Origin of the sequence: Pontibaca salina (assembly GCF_016307205.1) — a bacterium.
Classification (GTDB): Bacteria; Pseudomonadota; Alphaproteobacteria; order Rhodobacterales; family Rhodobacteraceae; genus Pontibaca; species Pontibaca salina.
In genome coordinates this window covers 248,611-269,852 of sequence record NZ_JAEIJD010000003.1, presented here as the reverse complement: position 1 = coordinate 269,852, position 21,242 = coordinate 248,611, and the positions used below count along the sequence as shown (strand labels likewise).

General features: G+C 59.3%; 20 protein-coding genes. 6 read left to right on the top strand and 14 right to left on the bottom strand.

From position 1 onward, the window contains the following. The 3 genes from mnmE to JAO82_RS06290 form a co-directional block, all read right to left on the bottom strand. Positions 1 to 1,287 (bottom strand): tRNA uridine-5-carboxymethylaminomethyl(34) synthesis GTPase MnmE, encoded by a 1,287-nt coding sequence (gene mnmE / locus JAO82_RS06300; protein WP_198685508.1) that lies wholly within the window; start codon positions 1,285 to 1,287, stop codon positions 1 to 3. 26 nt (positions 1,288 to 1,313) lie between these two features. Continuing rightward, complete coding sequence (gene rho / locus JAO82_RS06295) at positions 1,314 to 2,603, bottom strand: transcription termination factor Rho (RefSeq protein ID WP_198685507.1); 1,290 nt, start codon at positions 2,601 to 2,603, stop codon at positions 1,314 to 1,316. A gap of 125 nt (positions 2,604 to 2,728) precedes the next feature. Continuing rightward, the gene (locus JAO82_RS06290; protein WP_198685556.1) at positions 2,729 to 3,178 is read right to left on the bottom strand and encodes a CopD family protein; all 450 of its coding nucleotides are present in this window, start codon (positions 3,176 to 3,178) and stop codon (positions 2,729 to 2,731) included. Positions 3,179 to 3,581: 403 nt separating this feature from the next. Here JAO82_RS06290 and JAO82_RS06285 point away from each other — a divergent pair, with 403 nt between their 5' ends. The 4 genes from JAO82_RS06285 to dnaQ are packed head-to-tail and all read left to right on the top strand — an operon-like array spanning position 3,582 to position 6,271. Next, positions 3,582 to 4,181: a Maf family protein gene (locus JAO82_RS06285; protein ID WP_198685555.1), complete on the top strand. Its 600-nt coding sequence runs from the start codon at positions 3,582 to 3,584 to the stop codon at positions 4,179 to 4,181. Continuing rightward, positions 4,178 to 5,011, top strand: coding sequence for a shikimate dehydrogenase (locus tag JAO82_RS06280; protein ID WP_198685506.1), 834 nt, complete (start codon positions 4,178 to 4,180; stop codon positions 5,009 to 5,011). Before JAO82_RS06285 ends, JAO82_RS06280 begins: the two co-directional genes overlap by 4 nt. Next, positions 5,011 to 5,601, top strand: coding sequence for a dephospho-CoA kinase (gene coaE, locus JAO82_RS06275; protein WP_198685505.1), 591 nt, complete (start codon positions 5,011 to 5,013; stop codon positions 5,599 to 5,601). The genes JAO82_RS06280 and coaE overlap by 1 nt, the downstream gene beginning before the upstream one ends. Further along, positions 5,594 to 6,271 (top strand): DNA polymerase III subunit epsilon, encoded by a 678-nt coding sequence (gene dnaQ, locus JAO82_RS06270; RefSeq protein ID WP_198685504.1) that lies wholly within the window; start codon positions 5,594 to 5,596, stop codon positions 6,269 to 6,271. The genes coaE and dnaQ overlap by 8 nt, the downstream gene beginning before the upstream one ends. Positions 6,272 to 6,275: 4 nt before the next feature. On the opposite strand, the gene secB is transcribed toward dnaQ, so the two are convergent. Together secB and JAO82_RS06260 are read right to left on the bottom strand one after the other, a co-directional pair. Next, complete coding sequence (gene secB / locus JAO82_RS06265; protein ID WP_198685503.1) at positions 6,276 to 6,776, bottom strand: protein-export chaperone SecB; 501 nt, start codon at positions 6,774 to 6,776, stop codon at positions 6,276 to 6,278. A 56-nt stretch (positions 6,777 to 6,832) separates the two neighbouring features. Further along, complete coding sequence (locus tag JAO82_RS06260; RefSeq protein ID WP_198685502.1) at positions 6,833 to 7,345, bottom strand: FxsA family protein; 513 nt, start codon at positions 7,343 to 7,345, stop codon at positions 6,833 to 6,835. Between the two features lie 104 nt (positions 7,346 to 7,449). Here JAO82_RS06260 and JAO82_RS06255 point away from each other — a divergent pair, with 104 nt between their 5' ends. Then, positions 7,450 to 8,106 carry a Tim44/TimA family putative adaptor protein gene (locus JAO82_RS06255; RefSeq protein WP_198685501.1) on the top strand — a complete coding sequence of 219 codons (657 nt, stop codon included), beginning with the start codon at positions 7,450 to 7,452 and terminating at the stop codon, positions 8,104 to 8,106. Positions 8,107 to 8,132: 26 nt separating this feature from the next. Then, positions 8,133 to 8,729 carry a Smr/MutS family protein gene (locus JAO82_RS06250; protein ID WP_198685500.1) on the top strand — a complete coding sequence of 199 codons (597 nt, stop codon included), beginning with the start codon at positions 8,133 to 8,135 and terminating at the stop codon, positions 8,727 to 8,729. Between the two features lie 12 nt (positions 8,730 to 8,741). On the opposite strand, the gene hslU is transcribed toward JAO82_RS06250, so the two are convergent. The 9 genes from hslU to JAO82_RS06205 form a co-directional block, all read right to left on the bottom strand. Further along, positions 8,742 to 10,049, bottom strand: coding sequence for an ATP-dependent protease ATPase subunit HslU (gene hslU, locus JAO82_RS06245; protein WP_198685499.1), 1,308 nt, complete (start codon positions 10,047 to 10,049; stop codon positions 8,742 to 8,744). A gap of 37 nt (positions 10,050 to 10,086) precedes the next feature. Then, entirely contained in the window at positions 10,087 to 10,644 is a 558-nt protein-coding gene (gene hslV / locus JAO82_RS06240) for an ATP-dependent protease subunit HslV (RefSeq protein WP_198685498.1), read from the bottom strand. Between the two features lie 118 nt (positions 10,645 to 10,762). Further along, positions 10,763 to 11,086, bottom strand: a complete 324-nt coding sequence (gene trxA, locus JAO82_RS06235; RefSeq protein ID WP_198685497.1) for a thioredoxin — start codon at positions 11,084 to 11,086, stop codon at positions 10,763 to 10,765. A gap of 36 nt (positions 11,087 to 11,122) precedes the next feature. Then, complete coding sequence (gene addA / locus JAO82_RS06230) at positions 11,123 to 14,512, bottom strand: double-strand break repair helicase AddA (protein ID WP_198685496.1); 3,390 nt, start codon at positions 14,510 to 14,512, stop codon at positions 11,123 to 11,125. Beyond that, positions 14,509 to 17,448 (bottom strand): double-strand break repair protein AddB, encoded by a 2,940-nt coding sequence (addB, locus tag JAO82_RS06225; RefSeq protein WP_198685495.1) that lies wholly within the window; start codon positions 17,446 to 17,448, stop codon positions 14,509 to 14,511. The genes addA and addB overlap by 4 nt, the downstream gene beginning before the upstream one ends. Then, positions 17,441 to 18,127: a nucleotidyltransferase family protein gene (locus JAO82_RS06220; RefSeq protein ID WP_198685494.1), complete on the bottom strand. Its 687-nt coding sequence runs from the start codon at positions 18,125 to 18,127 to the stop codon at positions 17,441 to 17,443. Before JAO82_RS06220 ends, addB begins: the two co-directional genes overlap by 8 nt. After that, positions 18,124 to 19,128 (bottom strand): aminoglycoside phosphotransferase family protein, encoded by a 1,005-nt coding sequence (locus JAO82_RS06215; protein WP_198685493.1) that lies wholly within the window; start codon positions 19,126 to 19,128, stop codon positions 18,124 to 18,126. The genes JAO82_RS06220 and JAO82_RS06215 overlap by 4 nt, the downstream gene beginning before the upstream one ends. Beyond that, entirely contained in the window at positions 19,121 to 19,597 is a 477-nt protein-coding gene (gene tsaE / locus JAO82_RS06210) for a tRNA (adenosine(37)-N6)-threonylcarbamoyltransferase complex ATPase subunit type 1 TsaE (protein WP_198685492.1), read from the bottom strand. The genes JAO82_RS06215 and tsaE overlap by 8 nt, the downstream gene beginning before the upstream one ends. 41 nt (positions 19,598 to 19,638) lie before the next feature. Further along, entirely contained in the window at positions 19,639 to 21,162 is a 1,524-nt protein-coding gene (locus tag JAO82_RS06205; protein WP_198685491.1) for a PAS-domain containing protein, read from the bottom strand. Positions 21,163 to 21,242: the final 80 nt, after the last annotated feature.

Genomic DNA, 21,242 nt, shown 5'->3' with positions numbered 1-21,242 from the left:
TTATTTTCCGACGCAAAAACTTGCAAAGATCTCATCCAGAAAGTTTTCGACATCTACGCGCCCCACTAGTGATTCTAAGGCACGAATCCCCTGACGCAACTCCTCTGCAGCTATATCGTATCGTTCAGGGCCTTTCGAGACCTCGTCTTGAGCCGTCAGCAGCGCTTGGTCGGCGCGGATCATCGCCGTCCGATGACGCTCTCGCGTTGCCAATCCGGCACTTGCTGTTCGATTCCGCAAAACCTCTGTGATCCCATCGATCAACTCGTTCAGGCCCTCACCTGTCACCCCAGATACGGCTTGTTCCTTTTGTCTCCTAAGATCCGCTTTGGGTCGGACAATTATATCATCCTCTTGCGCTGTTATTTCCAGTTTATCGCCGTTTTCGGACAGAAATACCCGTAGGTCCGCCTGTTCTGCCCGTTTACGGGCTAAAGCAATGCCCATTCCTTCCACGGTGTCGGTGGTTTCGCGCAACCCGGCGGTATCAAGAAAGGTAACTGGCAAACCCGCCAAATTCATTCGCACTTCGATCACGTCACGGGTTGTCCCTGCATGTTCGGAGGTCAATGCTGCTTCGCGCCCCGCGAGTGCATTCAGCAGCGTAGATTTCCCCACATTGGGCGGACCCACGATTGCAATTTCAAAACCATCGCGAATACGTTCAGATATCCGGCTTCCATTAATCTGGGTTTGCAGGTCAGAGTGGACCGCGTCCAATAGCTCATTTACTTCAGGTGAAACGTCGACCGGCACATCCTCATCAGCAAAATCAATGGTCGCCTCAATCAGTGAAGCGGCGCGAATAAGTGAAATCCGCCATTGCTCTGCGAGATTACCAAGCTTGCCGACAAAAACATTCTGAGCCTGGATGCGTTGCTGCTCAGTTTCGGCATCGATCAGATCCGCAAGCCCTTCGACCTGAGCCAGATCAAGCCGGCCATTCTCCAAGGCACGCCGTGTAAATTCCCCCGCTTCAGCAGGGCGTAAGTCATTGATTTTACTCAAACTATGCAGAACAGAATCAATAACCGCAACGCTTCCGTGCACCTGAAATTCTGCAACGTCCTCGCCAGTAAAGCTGTTTGGGCCGGGAAATGTCAGCACCAATGCCTGATCAAGAAGGACTCCATCCGAATTCCGCAAACCCCGTAGCGCCATACCACGTTCGGTCAGGCCGCTGCCGGCCAATTCTCGTGTGGCATCGAACGCTGCCGGACCGGACAAACGGATGACGGAAATACCCGCCTTGCCAGCTGCACTGGCCAAAGCGTAAATTGTATCCATGTCACCCTCGCATATCCCTGATGCCCTCAGGTATTCATCGAATCGAAGAACTCGGCGTTGGATTTGGTCTGCTTTAATTTGGACAGCAGGAACTCGATCGCGTCTGTCGTCCCCATTGGGTTAAGGATACGGCGCAGTACAAAAGTTTTCTGCAAATCCGCCTTGTCCACCAGCAGTTCCTCTTTCCGGGTTCCCGATTTCAGAATATCGATAGCCGGGAACACGCGCTTATCAGCGATTTTTCGGTCCAGAACCAGCTCAGAGTTACCGGTACCCTTGAACTCTTCGAAAATCACCTCGTCCATGCGGCTGCCGGTGTCGATCAGCGCTGTGGCAATGATCGTTAGTGAGCCGCCCTCTTCGATGTTGCGCGCAGCACCGAAAAATCTCTTTGGTCGCTGCAGTGCATTTGCATCGACGCCGCCAGTGAGAACCTTACCCGAAGACGGAACGACCGTGTTAAACGCCCTACCAAGTCTCGTAATCGAGTCCAGGAGGATTACCACATCTCGTTTATGTTCAACCAGTCTTTTGGCTTTTTCGATCACCATTTCACTGACCGCAACATGTCGCGTCGCTGGTTCGTCAAAGGTCGACGAAACGACCTCCCCTTTGACCGAGCGTTGCATGTCGGTCACTTCTTCGGGGCGTTCATCGATCAACAGAACGATCAAATAACATTCCGGGTGGTTTTGCTCGATTGAATGGGCGATATTCTGCAATATCACCGTCTTACCGGTCCGCGGAGGGGCGACGATCAGCGATCTCTGACCTTTACCGATCGGCGCGACCAGATCAATAATCCGAGCAGTCTTATCTTTAATTGACGGGTCGTCCAGTTCGAGGTTCAGTCTCTCGTCTGGGTAAAGAGGCGTGAGGTTATCAAACGCTATCTTGTGCCGTGCTTTTTCCGGTGGTTCAAAATTAATCTGCGTAACATCAGTCAGCGCAAAGTAGCGCTCATTGTCATCGGGCGACTTTATCACCCCTTCGATCGTGTCTCCGGTTCGCAGAGAATGCTGCCGAATCATCTCAGGCGAGACGTAAATATCGTCTGGACCGGGAAGGTAATTGGCTTCCGGAGAGCGCAGAAACCCAAACCCATCCTGCAAGACCTCAAGCACGCCGTCACCGGATATTTCCCAGCCGTCATCCGCACGTTCGCGCAGAATCTGGAACATCATCTCGCCCTTGCGCATGGTCGAGGCGTTCTCAATCTCAAGTTCTTCAGCCATTGCCAACAACGCTTTGGGGCGTTGTGCCTTGAGATCAGCAAGATTCAGGGTTTCGACAATTTCAGCGGTTTCGACAGTCATGTTTGCACGGCCCTCTAGCATCCCGGACTGCGAGGATGCGATAATTGCAAAATGGGAAGGTCCAACGCCCGGACGAACGTATCAGACGTGTCCGTAAACCACACCAGGGAACGAGTCAATCAGCTTCAGAATTTGACCACAACCGCCACGACGATGAAAATCATAAAAACCGTCGGTATTTCGTTCATGATACGGTACTGGCGGCCGGTGAGGCGATTATTTCCCGATGCTAGGTCTTTGCGACGCGCAGCCAGCCACATGTGAAACCCGGTCATACCGACAACACCGCCCGCCTTGACCCAAGGCCAGGCCATGCTCCAATCGACAATGCCCGGAGTGAATACGAGCGCGAGGCCGAAGATCCACGTGGCGATCATTGACGGGTTCATGATTACCCGAAGCAGCTTTTTTTCCATCATGACAAAAATCGGGTTCAACCCTGCGGTGTGTTTGCCCTGTTCTACGTGATGCACGAACAAACGGGGAAGATAGAACAACCCGGCCATCCACGCGATCACCGCCATGATATGGATTGCCTTGGTCCAAGGATAAAAAAAACTAAGAAGCCCGTCCATGATCGCCCCATGCTCTGTCAGGGGCCTCTTAACCTTAATAATTATATTTAAAAAGGAAGTTGATGTGGTGGGGCTGGGGAAGACTGTTGATTTTGGTGTTATGCCGCTGGATATGCCCATGTGGAAAAATATGGCTGAAATTTAACATTGAATCAGGGTAAGTAATATAGTCGTTCTAAAACAAGTATTTATAGGTTTAAGTTCTAGATTAAGCCTGTGGATAAAGTGTGTACAAGGGTGGTGGGTCATACTTATCCCATGGTTTGAACTTATCCTTGCCCCCATTGTATAACTTTGCTGGGACAGCTTGGGGAGGCAGGGTTTTCCCCCGTCTTGCGGCGGCCAGACGAACTCATGAAATTATTCCCGGTTGCCCGCCGGTCTTACACACGTGGTTTTGCACATGGTTATCCCACTTATCCTTGCCTCTGGCTCCTCGATCCGGGCGCAGTTGTTGGCGAATGCGGCGGTGCCGTTCCAAGTACAGATAGCCCGTATAGATGAACAAACCATGAAAGCAGCCATGCTGGCCGAGCATGTGCCGCCGCGCGACATTGCCGATGCGCTTGCCGAAGCGAAGGCGCGCCGCGTCAGCAATAAGCACCCCGAGTCGCTGGTTCTCGGGTGCGATCAGCTTTTGGATTTCAAGGGCAAGCTTCTATCCAAACCAGAAACCCCGAAACAGGCGGTCACGCAGCTGCGGAATTTGCGCGGACACGACCACAAACTGCTCTCCGCTGCGGTGATTTGCCAGAACGGGCAGCCGATCTGGCGGCATATCGGGCAAGTGCGCTTGCGGATGCGTGCCGCGTCAGACGACTATATCGACGATTATGTTGCGCGGAACTGGGACAGCATACGAAGTTCTGTTGGCGCCTATAAGTTAGAAGAGGAAGGCGTGCGACTGTTCAGTCGGATCGAAGGGGATTACTTTCATGTTTTGGGTATGCCATTGTTGGAAATACTGAATTTTCTGGCGACGAAAGGTGTTATCGAACAATGACGAACGGGCGGATTCCACTGGCAGGCGTCATCGGATCACCGATTGCTCATTCCCGATCGCCGCATATCCATCTGCACTGGCTCAAAACCTATGGGCTCGCGGGCTATTACATCCCCATGGATGTGTCGCAGGATGATCTGGAAGGGGTAATCCGCACCCTGCCCCGCATGGGATTTGCCGGTGTGAACGTAACTATTCCCCATAAAGAGGCGGTGTTGGCAATCGCGGATGACATTACCGATCACGCCGCGCTGATCGGGGCGGCGAATACATTGACGTTTCGCCCAGATGGCAAAATTCATGCAGACAACACCGACGGGTACGGGTTTATCGAGAATTTGCGTCGCGGTGCGCCGAATTGGCAACCCGAGGCTGGCCCGGCGGTGGTGCTGGGCGCGGGCGGTGCGGCGCGGGCGGTGCTTGCGTCGCTGTCTGATGCCGGTGTGCCAGAAATTCTGCTGACCAATCGTACCATGGCACGGGCCGCAAGCTTGCAAGAGGAGTTCGGCAACCGCGTGCGTGTCGTGGATTGGGTCCAAGCCGGCAATATCATCGACGACGCGAGTTTGATCGTGAATACAACATCATTGGGCATGGTCGGCCAATCCGAACTGAGGGTGCCGCTGGATGGGCTGGACAAGCATCATGTGGTCACCGATTTGGTCTATGCGCCATTGCAGACCCGGCTTTTGAAAGTGGCAGAGCAGGCCGGTGCCACCACCGTTGATGGGCTTGGCATGCTGCTGCATCAGGCGGTTCCGGCATTCGAGCGCTGGTTCGGTGTCCGTCCCGAAGTAGACGCTGCGACCCGTGCGGCAGCGCTTGGGTGATGTTTCATCTGGGTTTGACGGGGTCCATAGGCATGGGCAAAAGCACCACCGCCGGACTATTTGCCGAGCAAGGTTGCGCAGTGTGGGATGCCGATGCCGCGGTGCATCGACTGTATGCTCAAGGCGGTGCTGCAGTCGCACCGATACAGGCCGTTTTTCCCGATGCTGTGCAGGATGGCGTGGTCAGCCGTGCCGTATTGAAAGAAATCATTTCCGACGATGGCAGTGCGTTGCAATGTATCGAATCCATTGTCCATCCGCTGGTTGCACAGGACCGCGCCGCTTTCCGCGAAACCGCGCAAGCCGATATTCTGGTTTTCGATATTCCGCTTTTGTTCGAAACCGGCGGTGAGGCTTCGATGGACGCGGTTGCTTGTGTCTCGGTGCCGCCCGACATACAGAAACAGCGCGTCATGGCGCGGGGCACGATGACCTTTGCGCAATTCGAGCATGTTCGCGACAATCAGATGCCAAATGACAAAAAATGCGCCCTTTCGGATTATGTGATCGTGACGGACACGTTGGATCATGCCCGTCAGCAGGTGCAGGACATAGTCCAGGACATACGAAGGCAGATAGACAATGCGTGAGATCGTTCTTGATACTGAAACCACCGGGTTCGATCCGTTTGCGGGCGACCGGATCGTTGAAATCGGCTGTATCGAGCTGAACAACCACGTCGCCACAGGCAATACGTTCCATGTTTACATAAACCCCGAACGTCCTATGCCTGAAGAGGCGTTCAAGGTGCATGGGCTGGGCGATGATTTTTTGCGCAACCAACCGAAATTTGCCGAAGTCGGACAGAAATTTCTGGATTTCGTCGCCGATGCGAAACTGGTCATCCACAACGCTGCGTTCGACATGAAATTCCTGAATGCCGAACTGGAATGGATGAATCTGCCGACTTTGCCGATGGAACAGGCGCTCGACACGTTGGAGATCGCGCGCAAACGATTTCCCGGTTCGCCGGCCTCGCTTGATGCCCTGTGCCGTCGGTTTGGAATCGATAACTCGGCGCGCACATTGCACGGAGCGTTGCTCGACTCAGAAATTTTAGCCGAGGTATATCTGGAATTGATCGGCGGCCGCCAACCCGGTCTGGTGCTGTCGACTTCGCATGCAGATCAAGGTGCCGATAATAGCGGTTCCTGGCGGCCCAAGCCCCGTCCGGAGCCGCTGCGCCCGCGGATCACCGAGGCCGAAAAGGCGGCACATGCCGCCTTTGTGGAAAAGCTCGGGGAAAATTCCCTCTGGTAATGCCTCAGGCGTCGGCGCGCTCACCGCTTTGGCTCTTACGGCGTGCCAGCTCGTTGCGATAGAGATGTAGGAAATCGATATTTTCCAGATTCAGCGGTGGATAGCCGCCATCGCGGGTCACATCGCTGACGATGCGGCGCAGGAAGGGGAACAACATGCGTGGGCATTCGATCAGAAGGAACGGATGCAGCTGTTCCTCGGGGACGTTCTCAAGCTGGAAGACACCGGTATAATCGACTTCCAGCAAAAACAGGGTTTCGCCACCCTCTTTCGCCTTGGATTCGACGTTCAGCTTGATCGTCACCTCATACTGATTGTCGGTCGGCCGCTTTTTCGCGTCGAGATTGACCTGAACGCTGACATCGGGCTGTACCTCTCCCGATGTGCCCTTTTGCGCCATGATGTTTTCAAACGACAGATCGCGTACGAACTGGCCAAGGATCCGCATCTGCGGCTGTTGAGGCGGTTGCGCCGTTTTTTCAGCGTCTGCACCGTTTTCGGTCATGTCTCATTCCTTACAAACTGGGCGTTGCAGTGACTTATCAGTTCGCGGCATCCTGCTCAATGGCGCTCGGGCCCTTTTACCCACCCCGAAGGCGGTGAATCGGGCTCACGTTTGGGGTTCACAACTTCGTAATCACCGTCGATCACTTCGGCGCGACCATTGCCATTGTCAGGCGCATTTTGCCGCGCCTTCGGATTTGGCCCCATCTCGAATCGGGTGACGACCATACGCGCCCGCAACCAGCGGAATACGGCCACCCGCACCGGTGGCATCAGCAGCAACAGACCGATGGCATCGGTAAAAAACCCCGGGGTCAGCAATAGCACACCAGCCAGCAACACCATTGCACCATGGGCCAATGGCTCGGTCGGGTCGTTCAGGTCAGACAGGGACTTGCGCAGCCGGTTCATTTCTTGCTGGCCCTGACTGCGCACCAACCAGGTGCCGGCGAACGCGGTCAGCACCACGATTGCCAGCGTTGGCCACAGACCGATCACGCCGCCAACTTGTATGAACAATGCAATTTCCAGAATCGGAACCAGCACAAACGCCAGAAACAGATATAACATGAGCGTCCTTTCCGTTGCTCTGGATGGTGGACTTGGCCCCATCGGTCACCTACATAGTGGCACAGGGGTTCCGTTACAAAGCCCGCGCGTATCATGAGGTAAAAATGAACTCGCCCATCATCCAGCTTCTGGTTCTGGCCGGCATCGCGATCTTTTTGATTCTGCGGTTGCGAAACGTGCTGGGCACACGTGAGGGGTTTGAAAAGCCCGCTGCGCCGGAACAAACAGCGCGCGCTTCCCGGCCCGATCTTGAAGTGATCGAAGGCGGGCCTGATCGTGACATCACCGATCATGTCATCGAAGATAGTCCGCAGGCTCAGGCGTTCGCCGAAATGAAACGGGTCGAGCCATCGTTCTCGGTGACCGAATTTGTGCAGGGTGCGCGCGGGGCCTATGAAATGATTGTCATGGGCTTTGAACATGGTGAACTGGATAATCTCCAGCCGCTGCTGAGCGAGGATGTGTTCGACTCCTTTGTCGAAGTCGTCGCCGCGCGCGAGGATCAGGGTCTGCAGATCGAATCCGAATTTGTCGGCGTTCGCGAAACCGCGATCCGCGATGTCGAATTCCACAAGGACACCAACCTTGCCGAAATCACCATGCGGTTTATCGGTGAACTGACCTCGGTGGTGCGTGATGCAGATGGCAAGATCATCGAGGGAAGCTCGTCGGCGATCAAACGCCAGAAAGACACATGGACATTTGCCCGCGTAATGGGCGCGTCGGATCCTAACTGGCGTTTGGTCGCCACGGATGCGTGACGGCGCAGTTCGATAGATGATTTTCAATGACCAGCCGCCGTCGCCTGACCTCAGAAGAACTGGACCTGTGGAATCGTATTGCCAATCAGGCTGAACGGTTGCACCCAAAGGCCAAGGCGGCGTCGGTCCCTGCCCCGCATCCCAAAGCACGACCGGCCAAAGCCAAGCCACGCATTGAGCCCGTTGCTCCCGAACGGGTTTGCTATAGCCCGGCGCGCGCGGTCCCGAGATATGATTTGCGCGCGCCCCTGCCCGACCAGTTAAACGGTGCGCCGGTCCGGATGGACCGCAAGGCTCATCTTCGCATGAAGCGCGGCAAGACCGCGCCCGATGCGCGCATTGATTTACACGGCATGACGCTCGACCGCGCCCATCCGGCGTTGACAGGGTTCATTCTGACCGCGCAATCCCGGGGCAAACGTCTGGTGCTGGTGATTACCGGCAAAGGACGCAGAAGTGCCGATCACGGACCGATTCCAACGCCACGCGGCATTCTCAAACATCAGGTGCCGCAATGGCTGGCCATGCCGCCCTTGTCACAGGCGGTGCTTCAGGTCACTCCGGCCCATATCAGCCATGGCGGCGAAGGCGCTTATTATGTTTACCTGCGCAAACGCAAATAACGCCTGACACCGTCACAGGACGTAACGGCTCATATCCGTCGATTTCAACAGTTCGCCCAGATTGGCATCCACAAATTCTGCATCAATCGTGATATTCTCGCCACCGCGATCAGGGGCGGTAAAGGACAGTTCCTCAAATACCCGCTCCATCACCGTATAAAGCCGCCGCGCGCCGATATTCTCGACGCTTTGATTGACGTCGGCAGCGATCTTGGCCAGTGCTGCGATCCCATTGTCGGTAAAGTTGACGGACACCTGCTCGGTGCCCATCAATGCCGAATATTGCCGCGTCAGAGCGTTGTCGGTTTCGGTCAGAATGCGCACGAAATCTGCTTCGGTAAGCGGGCGCAATTCGACACGGATCGGCAGACGGCCCTGCAATTCCGGCAGCAGGTCCGATGGTTTGGCAATATGGAACGCGCCCGAGGCGATGAACAGGATGTGATCGGTCTTGACCGGTCCATGTTTGGTCGAAACTGTGGTGCCCTCGATCAGTGGCAGCAGGTCGCGTTGCACGCCTTCACGGCTGACATCGCCCCCCCGCGCTTCGGCGCGGGCGCAAACCTTGTCGATCTCGTCCAGAAACACGATGCCGTTTTGCTCAACCGATTCCAGCGCGGTGCGGGTAACGGTTTCGTCGTCCAGAAGTTTGTCAGCCTCTTCCCCGATCAAGATGTCATAGCTTTCGGCCACCGTCATGCTGCGCCGCTGGGTGCGTCCGCCGAAAGCCTTGCCGAAAATATCGCCAAGATTCATCATGCCCATATTGGCGCCGGGCTGGCCGGGAATCTCCATCGTCGGAAACGGGCTGGATGTATCCGCCAGGTCCAGTTCGATTATTGTGTCGTCCAGTTGGCCCGCTTTCAGCTTTCTACGGAACATTTCACGCGTGCCGTCGCGGGCGTCTTCGCCGGCAATGGCCGTAATCACCCGTTCCTGAGCGGCGTCATGGGCGCGTGATTTGACATCTTCGCGCATATATTCGCGGGTTTGGGCGATGGCGCTGTCAGCCAGATCGCGAATGATCTGTTCAACGTCGCGTCCGACATAACCAACCTCGGTGAACTTGGTCGCCTCGATCTTGATGAATGGCGCGCGGGCCAGTTTCGCCAGACGCCGGGAGATCTCGGTTTTTCCGACGCCGGTCGGGCCGATCATCAAGATGTTCTTTGGATACACCTCGTCACGCAGGTCGTCGGACAATTGCTTGCGCCGCCAGCGGTTGCGCAGCGCCACAGCCACGGCGCGTTTCGCGTCTTTTTGCCCGATGATGAACCGGTCGAGTTCCGAGACGATTTTGCGGGGGGTGAGATCGGTCATATATCGCGTCCTTTCAGCGGGCAGGCATAGTGTTCTGTCATTTCGAGATCGTCTCGACCGTCAAATTGCCATTGGTATAAACGCAAATGTCGGCGGCAATTGCCATCGCCTCGCGGGCGATGGTTTCGGCGTCGCGGTCACTGTCCATCATCGCACGCGCTGCGGCCAGTGCGAAATTGCCGCCCGATCCGATGGCGGTGACGTCATGTTCGGGTTCCAGCACGTCGCCCGCACCGGTGATGACATAAAGCTCGACACCGTCGGAAACGATCAGCATTGCCTCAAGCTTTTGCAGATATTTGTCGGTGCGCCAATCCTTGGCCAGTTCAACGGCTGCCCGTTGAAGTTGCCCCGGTGAGGCTTCCAGTTTGGCCTCCAGACGTTCCAGCAGTGCAAAGGCGTCGGCGGTCGAACCGGCAAATCCGGCTAACACATCATGTCCGCCGGGGCTGAGCCGGCGCACCTTGCGCGCGGTCCCCTTGATGACGGTCTGGCCCAGCGACACTTGCCCGTCGCCGGCGATCACCACCTTGCCGCCCTTGCGCACACCGATGATCGTGGTCCCGTGCCAGCCGGGGAAACTGTCGTTGCTCATGGCTGTCTCCTAATCATTGAAGGGTATATGGACCGCGTCCAGATTCGGCACAAGGGCGCGCCCGAATGTGAAAAGGGCGCCCCGAAACGGACGCCCTTTCAGAACCGTCTTCAGGCGGTCATGCAATCGATTCTTCGATCCAGCTTTGCAGCGCGGCCTTGGGTGCGGCACCGGCACGGTTCGACACGACTTCACCGTCCTTGAAGATGAACAGCGCGGGGATTCCGCGTACGCCCAATTGTGCCGCCATGGTGGAATTGCTGTCCACATCAACCTTGGCAATCTTGACCTTGCCGGCATATTCGGTGGCCAGTTCCTCAAGAACCGGGCCAATCTGTTTGCAGGGGCCGCACCACTCGGCCCAGAAATCCACGACCACCGGAATGTCGGAATTTTTCACTTCTGCATCAAAAGTATCGTCCGTGACGGCGATGGTGGACATATTCTTTCTCCTGAATGGGTGTTGCTTGAGTGGAACCTATGAACGCGGGCCATCCGCGTCAAGACGCAGCGCGCGGGTCAATGCCGATGAAATCAGACCGCCGGGTAATTCCATGATTTGCGCTGTTCGGGTCCAAAGGATCGCGGTTTGCACCGGTCGGTTGGGATAAATCTGTTGCAGAGCCTGGGCATAGGCGCCCATCTGGCGCAACAGCCCCTCGGGGGTGGTGGCGGTATTGGCGGGAACGGTGGCATTGGTCTTGAAATCGACGGCTAGAATCATCTCATCGGACACCACCAGTCGGTCGATCACCCCATGAAACCGCACGCCGCCAATTTCGGCGGTGACGGGGATCTCGGCCAGCGTTTCGGGCGCGAAAAGATGTGCCAATGCAGGCCTATCCAGCACGTGGCATGCTTCGGCCAGAAGCGCTGCGCGTTCAGCCTGTGGTGCATCAGAAAGAAGCCGGTCGGCGAACAGCCCGCGCTGGTCTGGGGCGACCGCCGGCAGGTGTTCCAGCAGCAGGTGCAGCCGGGTGCCGCGCAGCATCGCCGCCGCTTCGTCCAGGCCATCTTCGCCCGGCAGCGCCTTGGCCCCGCCCAGATCCGAGGGGCTGAGCGTTTGTGGCTCAGGTTCGGGCGGCGGTGCTGGCTGGCGGAACAGTGCGGGCAGGGGCACGCGATCCCGCACCGGATCGGCAATGTGCTGCAATGCCGGGCCGTCCCAGTTGCCATGTGACAGGCGCAAACACTCCATATCGGCCACTGGCACCGTCGCGGCATTGTCGCGTTTCATCGCGGCCTCGACCATCTGGTACCAGCTGTCGCCCTCTTTGCTCAGATCGCCAGCGGCAGCCACGATCAGCCACTTTTCCGCCCGCGTCAGGGCCACATAAAGCAGGCGCAATCGCTCCGCTGCCTCGCGTTCGCGCGCCGCTTCCCGCGCGGCGGATAGACGGGCCGGCATCGCATCGGCATTGACGCGCCACAGCGGCACATCGCCGGCCAGCACCACCTCGCCCCCCTGCGGCGGGTTGCGCGGACCGGTATCGGGCAGGATCACGATCGGCGCTTCCAGCCCCTTGGCTCCATGCACGGTCATCACCCGTATCAGGTCGCCAGCACTGCCCATCTGGCGTTTGATCTCCAGATCATCGGTTTCCATCCAGACCAGAAAGCCGGTCAGACTGGGAATGTCCGAACGTTCATAGGCCAAGGCTTGCGACAGCAGCGCGTTGATCCCGTCCTCGGCTTCGGGCCCAAGACGGGCCAACAGATTTGCCCGTCCGTGATGACGGGTCAGGATACGTTCGATCAGGTCATAGGGCCGCAGGAAATCAGTCTGGTTGCGCAGGTCGTCCAGCATCGCCAGCGTTTGCGGATACTGTTCGGCCGCATCACGCAGCGCGGCCCATAGATAGCCTTTTGGCGGGCGATGATGCGCAAGCGTGAACAAATCCTGCTCGCTCCAGCCCGCCAGCGGCGATTTCAGCACCGTCGCCAGCGCCAGATCGTCCTCGGGCGTGGCAAGGAAGGTCAACAGCGCCGCCAGATCCTTGACCGCAAGTTCCGCCCCCACTTTCAACCGGTCGGCTCCGGCGATAGGCAGGTTCGCAGCCTTGCAGGCACGGATGATCTCGGCGAATAGGTCCGAACGGCGCTGCACCAAAATCAGGAAATCACCCGCGCGCACCGGGCGTCTGCCCATGCTGCCGGGGGTCGGGCCATCCATTGGAACAGTCTCGCCGTGCTCGATCATGCTCCTGATCTGCTGCGCGATGCGTTCGGCCAACACAACATTGTGATGTCGCGCCCCGGGCCGGTCCAGCGGGTCGGTCCAGTGCCGATCCTCATCGGTTTCAACCTTTTCCACCACGGGCCACAGATCGACACGTCCGGGCAGATCGGCCTTAAACGCGCGGTGCAGCGATTCTTTGTGAAACCCGGCGCCGCCCTGTCCTTCGAAGACCAGATCGACCAGCCGCAGGATCGCATCGGAAGACCGGAACGAGAATTCCAGGGTCAGATCCTGCAAGGGTTGTCCGGTCGCATTCAGGCGGTGCGCGAATTCGTGCTGCATCCGGTCGAATTCGTCTGGATCGGCCCCCTGAAAGGAATAGATCGACTGTTTCTTGTCGCCGACCACAAAGATCGTGCGCTCCACATCGCTGCGCGCGCCCCGTCCGGAGGTAAATTCCTGCGCCAGCCTCTCAATCACATTCCATTGCTCGGGGCTGGTATCTTGCGCTTCGTCCACAAGAATATGGTCAATGCCGCCATCCAGCCGATAAAGCACCCAGGCGGCGACCGCCGGATCGGTCAGCAGCGCCCGTGCCTTTAGGATCAGGTCGTCGAAATCCAGCCAGCCGCGCAATTGCTTGCGCCGCGCATATTCCGGCAGGAACTCGGCCGCGAAATCATGCAAAGCCGCCGATTTGCGCGCCGCCGCCAGCGCCAGACGCTGGTCGCGCGCGGCCTCGACACGGGCCATCAAGGACTCGAGCGCGGGCATGGCCGGGGCCAGATCGCCCTCGCGCAGCGCCTTCGTTGGAAAACTGCCGATCTTGGCAGTAAAGGGTTCCTTGGCCGAAGCACCAGTGAGCAGCACGCTCTCTAACACCGGCAAGGCGGCAAGGTTTGCGCCGTCAAGGGCGGCAAGTTTCGCGGCCGCCTTGGCATTGTTGCCGCCGCTTGCGAGCAGGTCGGGCGACAGGCGCTGGATCAACTCAATTTCACCACCCAGAAACACGCCCGCCAGAAGCTGTTCTTCATCGAAACCCGCTGGCAGGTCGAATGCGGCCAGCATGTCGTCCCAACTCAGCGCCGTTTCAAATGCTGTTCGCCGCTGCACCACCGCGCTGGCGATACTGTCGAACCCGGCGCCGGTGACATGGCGCGCCAGCGCGTCGATCAGATGCGCTTGTGGCCCGTCGGCGAAATCTTCGATGATCTCGTCACGCAGCAGCGCGGCGGCGCGGTCCTCGATTTCACTGAATTGCGGGCTGACCCCAGCTTCAAGGGGAAAGCGCCGCAAGAGCGATGCGCAGAAAGAATGAATGGTCTGGATTTTCAAGCCACCGGGCGTCTCGATTGCGCGCGCAAACAGGGTGCGCGCATGGGGCAGGTCGTCGCGGGCAATCCCATCCACGCCACCGAGATCGGCAAGCTGCTGCGTCAGCGTATCGTCATCCAGCATCGCCCAATGACCCAAGCGCTGAAACAAGCGGTTCTGCATCTCGCTGGCGGCGGCTTTGGTATAGGTCAGGCACAGGATATGTTCCGGTTGCACACCTTCTAGCAGCAGCCGCGCCACCCGGTCGGTCAGCACCCGTGTCTTGCCCGACCCGGCATTGGCCGCCAGCCAGGTCGAAACATCAGGTCGCGCCGCCTGAACCTGGCGCTCGGTGGCCTCATCGCGCGGGCTCATGTCAGATCCTCCGGCGTTGCGGCTGCGGTGCGATCCCATTCGCCATACCGCGCTAGGTGGTCGTAATCGCTTCCATGGCTGTCTCGTTGCAGCGCCAGGCGCGCGGTAAATCCTTGCTCTTGCGTTAGATAAAGCGCGATCAGCTTTTTCAGATCGTCCAGAACCTGTGCGGGAGGCTCCTTGTCCAGCGGTGCGGGCACCGTCCTCAGCGAAGCACCGACGCCGATGAAAGCCGCGCCCCGTACATCGGTCGGGTCGATTTCCTTGAACCCGCCCTGTTCCGCCATCGCGGCGGCCAGCAAGAGTTGCTTGTCGAATTTGCGCTGTTCCGCAGGCGAGGGTGGCACACCGGTTTTATAGTCATAAATTAACAACGCGCCGGTTTTGTCCCGGTCAATCCGGTCGGCGCGCCCCGTAAGCGTGAAATTCAGTGGCGGTAACGGCAGGTGGCCTGGGTGTTCGAACCATTGCGGTGTCGCGTGGGCCTGCCGTGCGTCTTCCTCGGCCAGAAAAGTATCGGCAATCCGCTCGATTCGGGCCAACCAGAGGCGGCGCGCGGTGGGCCACGCGACCTGTTCTTCCAGCAGCCGCGCGGCCAGTTCCAGAAACCCGTCGCGGGTAAGGGTTTCCGGCTTTTCGAGACTGTCGCGGATCAGGACTTCGAGAATTTTATGCACGACGATCCCGCGCAGCAGCGCGTCGGGTGTTTTCACCAGCGGGTCGAGCGGACGCAGCCGCAGCACATGGCGCGCATAGATCGCGTAAGGGTCGCGGATCAGGGTCTTGATCGCAGTGATCGGCAGTTGGCGTGGCCGCGCGGCAACCGGCGGGCGCGGGGCCGGGCGGTGGGCGGCGGGTTGGCGCTTGACCTCTTCCAGCGTGTCAGCCCAATCCAGCCATATCTGGCCCCGCGCGCGCATCGCGGCCAGCGCCGCGCATCCGCCCTGTTCTGGCAGGCCGCCCAGCAGGTTGGTCAGCCGGTTCAGCCAGCGTGATGCAACACTGTCGGCGTCGTCGGTGCGGGTGGAACGGGTCAGCCAGATCTCGGGCGCGCCGATGGCCTGTTGAAAATCATGGGCCGACAGGCCGATGCGCCGCTCCGGCAGCAACAACCCTGCCTGCGCACGCAAAGCGCGGTTCAGCCAGGGATCGGGGCGGGCGGCCTCGGGCCAGACCCCTTCGTTCAACCCGCCGAGGATCAGCAGGTCGGCGCCTTGGACCCGCGCCTCAAGCGTGCCCCAGATCATGATCCGCGGGTCCGGCGCATCGCGGTCGCGGACCTCTTGCCCGGCCAGCAGTGCGCCCAGCAGATCGGCGAATTCCATCGCCGTCATGGCACCGCCATGCGCGGCCTCGGTGCTGAGCTGCTCGACCACCTGCAATGCTTTTTGCCCGGCATTGCGCTGCCAGAGCGTGCCACTGCCCTGCGCCGCGCTCCCGGCCGCGATCGCTTCGGCCACCTCACGCAGGCGGGCGATCCAGTCGGTCAGCGGGCGGTCGCCCGATACTTCCTGCCCGCAGAGGCAGGTGCCGAGCCATGTCAGCCACGGCCCCGACCGCCCATTGGTTTCACCATAAGCGGCAAGCGAAACCGCATCGGGAAAGGCTGGCCCCTTGGCGCGCAGGCGCAGTTCCAGATCGCGGGTCTGGCGCAGATGTTCGCCCCGCTCGGCCCCATCATGGGTCAGCGGATGTTTCAAAAGCGTTAACAGCGCCTCGCCAGTTAGACGTCCGATGAACAGACCGGCGACATGGCGCAGAAACCGCCCCGGCGGCGACAGGTGCAGCGGCGTGCCCGCGCTGTCGTCGGGCAGGATATTCCAGCGGTCAAGCGCGGCCGTCACCTGCCGCGTCAACATCCGGTCGGGCGAGATCAGTGCCGCGCGCTGGCCGGTTTCCGCCGCCTGTCGCAGCCGTAGCGCAATGGCCAGCGCCTCGGCGCGGGGCGAGGGCGCTTCGATCAGGGTCATGTCGGCGGTCGCGCCCTCAAGGTCCCGCAGACGCGGCCCTTCCTCCATCCATGCATCGGTCACAGGCGCGGGGCGCAGGGCCAGCGAGACCAGCCGGTTCCGCGCGGGCGAGGGTGGCGGCGTATCGGTCCAAGGGCGGATCTCGCCGGGCGACAGGTCAAAGGCTTGCATCAGGTGGCGAAACCGGAATTGCGGGTGATCTTGCGCCGCCAGTGCGTGATCGCTTGCATCCAGCGAGGCCCAGACAGCTTCGGGCTGGTCAAAGTCGTAACCGGGCAGCACCACTGCGCCCTGCGGCAATCGCGCCACTGCCTGCATCAGCATCAGCGTGGTCCCGCGCGACCCGGTTGAACCCGCGAGGATGACCGGGTGTTGCGGCGGCGCCTTTTGCCAACGCGCAGCAAGGGTTTCTACCATGCGCCTTTGCCTTGCCTGCGCGTCAAGTCCGTCGACACCGGCGCGCGCGATGAAATCGGCGGCGATGTCGAAAAACGCTTGCGAGCGCGCCCAGTGGCCGGACATATCGCTGACGTCGAGGTTGCGGATCGCATCGGTGTCGACGCCTTCGCCCTGCATCTCGTCCATCAGGTCAGCGAGCGAATCCGCCAAATCATAGACCGAGGCGCGTGCCGCCAAATCGGGTTGCCGGTCCAGCAGCTTGCCGATCAGTTGCGCGAGTTCCAGACGGCGGCGCAGTGGCGGGATCGGCGGGGGCAGGGCGGCGCTGTCGCGGCCGTGGTCGAGATCGGTCAGCAGCGAGATGCGCGGCAGCAATCGCGCCGGCCCAGCGTCTAAGATATCGCGGATGCGCCGCGCCATGCGGCGGGTGTTGACGATCAGATTCACCCGCGCCAAAGCCTCCGGCGGGCCGTCACTGCGCGCCAGAAGCCCGTCGATCAATGCGGCGGGAAAATCGACGCCACAGGACAGGGCGAAAACGCGCGGCCTGTCGCTTGGCTTAAACATGTTCGCCCCCTCGCAGCAGGTCTTCGGCCAGCGGGATGCCCTCTGGCGTGCCGACATCGCACCAGCGCCCCGGATAGACATGTGCAAAGAGCCGGCCTTGCGCCTGCATTTGGTCCCAGAGGCGGTTCAAGGAAAACACGGGCGCGTCGATTTCCGCCAACCCGTCGGTTTTCAATATTTGCACACCGCCATAGACAAGATCGCCGCCCCGCTGGATGCGACCATCGTCCATGCGGGTGAAATCGCCCGTGCCCTTGCGGCCGATGGCCTGGTCGAGCGGCACGCAGATCAGCAGTGCATCCATCACCTCGGGGTTCCAATAGCGCAACAACAGGGACAGCGGGTTCGGCCCCGACCAGATCGCATCGGTGTTCATGGTAATGACCGGACCCGGCCCCAGCAGCGGCAGCGCCGCGCGCAAGCCACCGCCGGTATCTAGAATGTCGGGGGTCTCATGGGTGACCTGCACGGCCAGCGGCGCAAGATGTGCCGCCAGCATCTCGGCGCGGTAATGGGCGTTGGCGACGATCGGCGCGGCGTCGACAGCGCGCGCCAGATCCAGCGCATGATCGATCAGTGCGCGCCCTGCCACATGGATCAGCGGCTTGGGTTGTTTGGCGCTCAGCGCGCCCATGCGCGTGCCGAAACCGGCGGCGAACATCATAACGGGTTGGGTCATGCGGTTTTCAATCGATCCAGGTTTTCCGGTGTGGGAGGTGGCAACTCGCGGGTCAGTAGTTCAGCGACCGGGGCGAGAGCGGGATGATCCAGACCGCGCGTCAAATGCTCCCACACGCGGGGCATCAGCGTCAGATAATAAGGTTTGTTGCGTTCGCGCGCCAATCTTGCGAACACGCCCAGAATACGCAAGTTGCGCTGCACGCCCAGCACCGCATAGGCCCGCCGGAAGCGATGATCGTCCGCGTCGGTCTGCTTGATATAATGGGTCAGCATCACCTGTTCGACGGCAACCGACACATCACGGCGCACATCCTGTAACAGCGACACCAGATCATAAGCCGGGTGGCCCAGCACGGCGTCCTGAAAATCCAGCAGGCCAACGCGGGCGATGCCGTCTCGCTTGGGCAGCCAAAGCAGATTTTCTGCGTGATAGTCACGCAGCACCAGCACGGGTTCGGATTGCACGCTCTGGCTGAGGATGTCGGTGAACCGTTGCTGAAAGCGCTCCTGAAGCTGCGGCTCAGAGCGGCCCCAGATCGCCGCGCGGTAGTGGGTAAAGGCCAGGTCGGTCATTTCCGCCATGATTGGCGGAGTATAGGTTTTAAGTTCAGGCGGGTCGGTGTTATGCAATGCGATCAAAACATCGGTCGCGGCGCGATACAGGTCGTTTTCCTGTTTTGGTGTGGTGTTCAGCAGACGCGCAAACAGATCGTCGCCCAGATCTTCAAGCAAAAGAAACCCGTTCTCGGTATCCTCTGCGAGAATTTCGGGTGCGCTTAACCCTAGGTCGCGCAGATGATTGGCGATGCGCACAAAGGGACGCACGTCTTCGCCTTGATCGGGGGGTGCATCCATCAGCACCGCCGTGGCACCGGTTTGCGGATCATTCAGCCGCTCATAGCGTCGCGAAGACGCATCCCCGGCGAGCGGTTCGCGCTGCGCCTTGGCCCATCTCGTGCCGGCAAGAAAACCGGCAATCAATTCTTCCCGCTCAGACATCGGCAATCGCTCCAATACGGTCAGCCCACCCGGAATGGTTCCAACTGAGTTCGATGTGGCGCGTATCGGGCAGATTGTCGTCGTGCCCAAACCGCAAACAAAGCGCGTTTCGCGGTGCGAGCGAGCCCAGACGGTCGGGCCATTCGATGATGCAAATCGCGGTGTCAAAGGCTTCGATCAGGCCCAGTTCCTCGATCTCGTCGGACGCGGTCAGACGGTAAAGATCGGCATGCCATAATGGCCCCGCAGCGGTGTCGTAGGTCTGCACAAGCGTATAGGTGGGCGAGGGCACATCCTCGGGCACGGTCAGAAGCGATTGCACCAAATGACGGGCGAAATGGGTCTTTCCCGCACCCACGGGGCCGTCAAGCAACAGACAATCACCCGCCCGTAGTTGCGGGGCGAGTCGGGTCGCAAAAATTGCGGTTTCTTCCGGCGAGTGGAAGGTCAGAGTCCTAAAGGCGGTCATGGTGCTACAATGGCTGTGCACAGGGTTGGCCGCAAGCGGGTTCAGGCGCCAATCACCTGCATCTTTGGTTGCCGAAGCGCGGGCAAGCTCGCGCCACGGGATTCTTCAAAGCTGACCATCGTCGAGCCACCGTTGATTGGGTAGACGGAGCAGATCATTTCCGCCCCGTCTACCAGTCTGATTGCTCCAAACCACTCGGTGCGGTGTTCGCCGATCGCTACGAAATCGCGGATTTCACCCCACATTGGTGTTGCGCGGCAGTGATCCTGCCACAAGCGCGTAGCATCCAGAATTGTGGACTGCGCAAAGCTGCGGTCGGGGTCGACGCCCCAGAGCTGATGATAGGCCGCATTCGAAAAACTCAGCGTGCCATCGATTGTGAACACCGCGATCGCCTGATGCAATTGATCGAGTATGGATTGCCCCAGCTCCAGATCCGCGCGAAACTGACGGGTCAGGGTAATCTCGGCGGTGATATCCTCGAACAGGAAGGCAACCGCGCCATCGAGATGTGGTCGTCCAGTGACGGAGTAGACTGATCCCGACGGCAAGGACCATGTTTCCTGATAAAGCCCGTCGGCGGCGGCGGCGACCAGATCGGCCATTTGCTGGCGCCAACTGCTATAGTTTTTCGGTTCAGGCATCATACGTTGATCGCGCAGCCGGTCGAAAAATGACAAAACGTTGGGTCGCCCGCTTAGAAAATCGGCCCGCAGAGCAGTCAGATCGATCAGGGCCGGGTTGAACAGAACCAGTTGCCGATTGCGATCAAAGATGGCCAAGCCTATGGACAGATGCGCAAAGGTCTTGGCCAGCGTCTGGACAAAGTTACGTTGGGCGACTTCAGCATCGACCACCGCGTTTACATCAACCGCGTAGCAAAGGCGTCCGCTACCATGCGGCACGACCGAGATATCGTACCACAGTTTTTGATTGCTATTGTTGACGGTGACGAATTTGCGGGCGGCTCTACCGGTTGCCGGTCTGTCCGGGGTGATGGTGAACAGCGGCGTTGAAGGTTCAGGGCGGGACTCGCGGGCCATAGCGTACAGCCGGGAATAGGCATCATTATGCCAGCTGACGCGGTTGTCTGCATCTAGCCGCCAGACCGGATAAGGCGCATGTTTGGTTGCGGATAGCAGGACATCAGCTGTGGGTTGGTCGCTATGGGTTGCACTGGCCGGGCGAGGGCGCAATTCAACCCGAACCATTTCGCCCAACCATTCGAAGACCACCTGTCTTGCATCGTCTTCCAGCGCCGATTCGACGATCAGGGGATTGACCGCCGCCTCGGGCGTTTCTGGAAAAGCCGGAAATTGCGCCTGCAGCTGATCGCGTAAATCCACCCAGCCTACAATGTTTGCACCTTGGCCGTTTAAGGCGCGCGCGGAGTGGCTGCGATCAACCAGTGTTTGCCCCTCGAACAACCAGACCGGCGGCGCATCCTGTGCCGAACGGAAAACCGCCAACGCGCCGCCGGGCTTTGCACCGCGCGGCACCAGAAGCCATACGGCGCCGATCGCGGCGGTTGCACTCGTCACGCCAAGGATCAGCCATTCCCACATCGCAAGTGTTCCCGAAACAGGTAGCAATTCATCGGGGACTGTGCAGGCGTAATGGTTAAAATGGGTTTAACCGCCCTCGG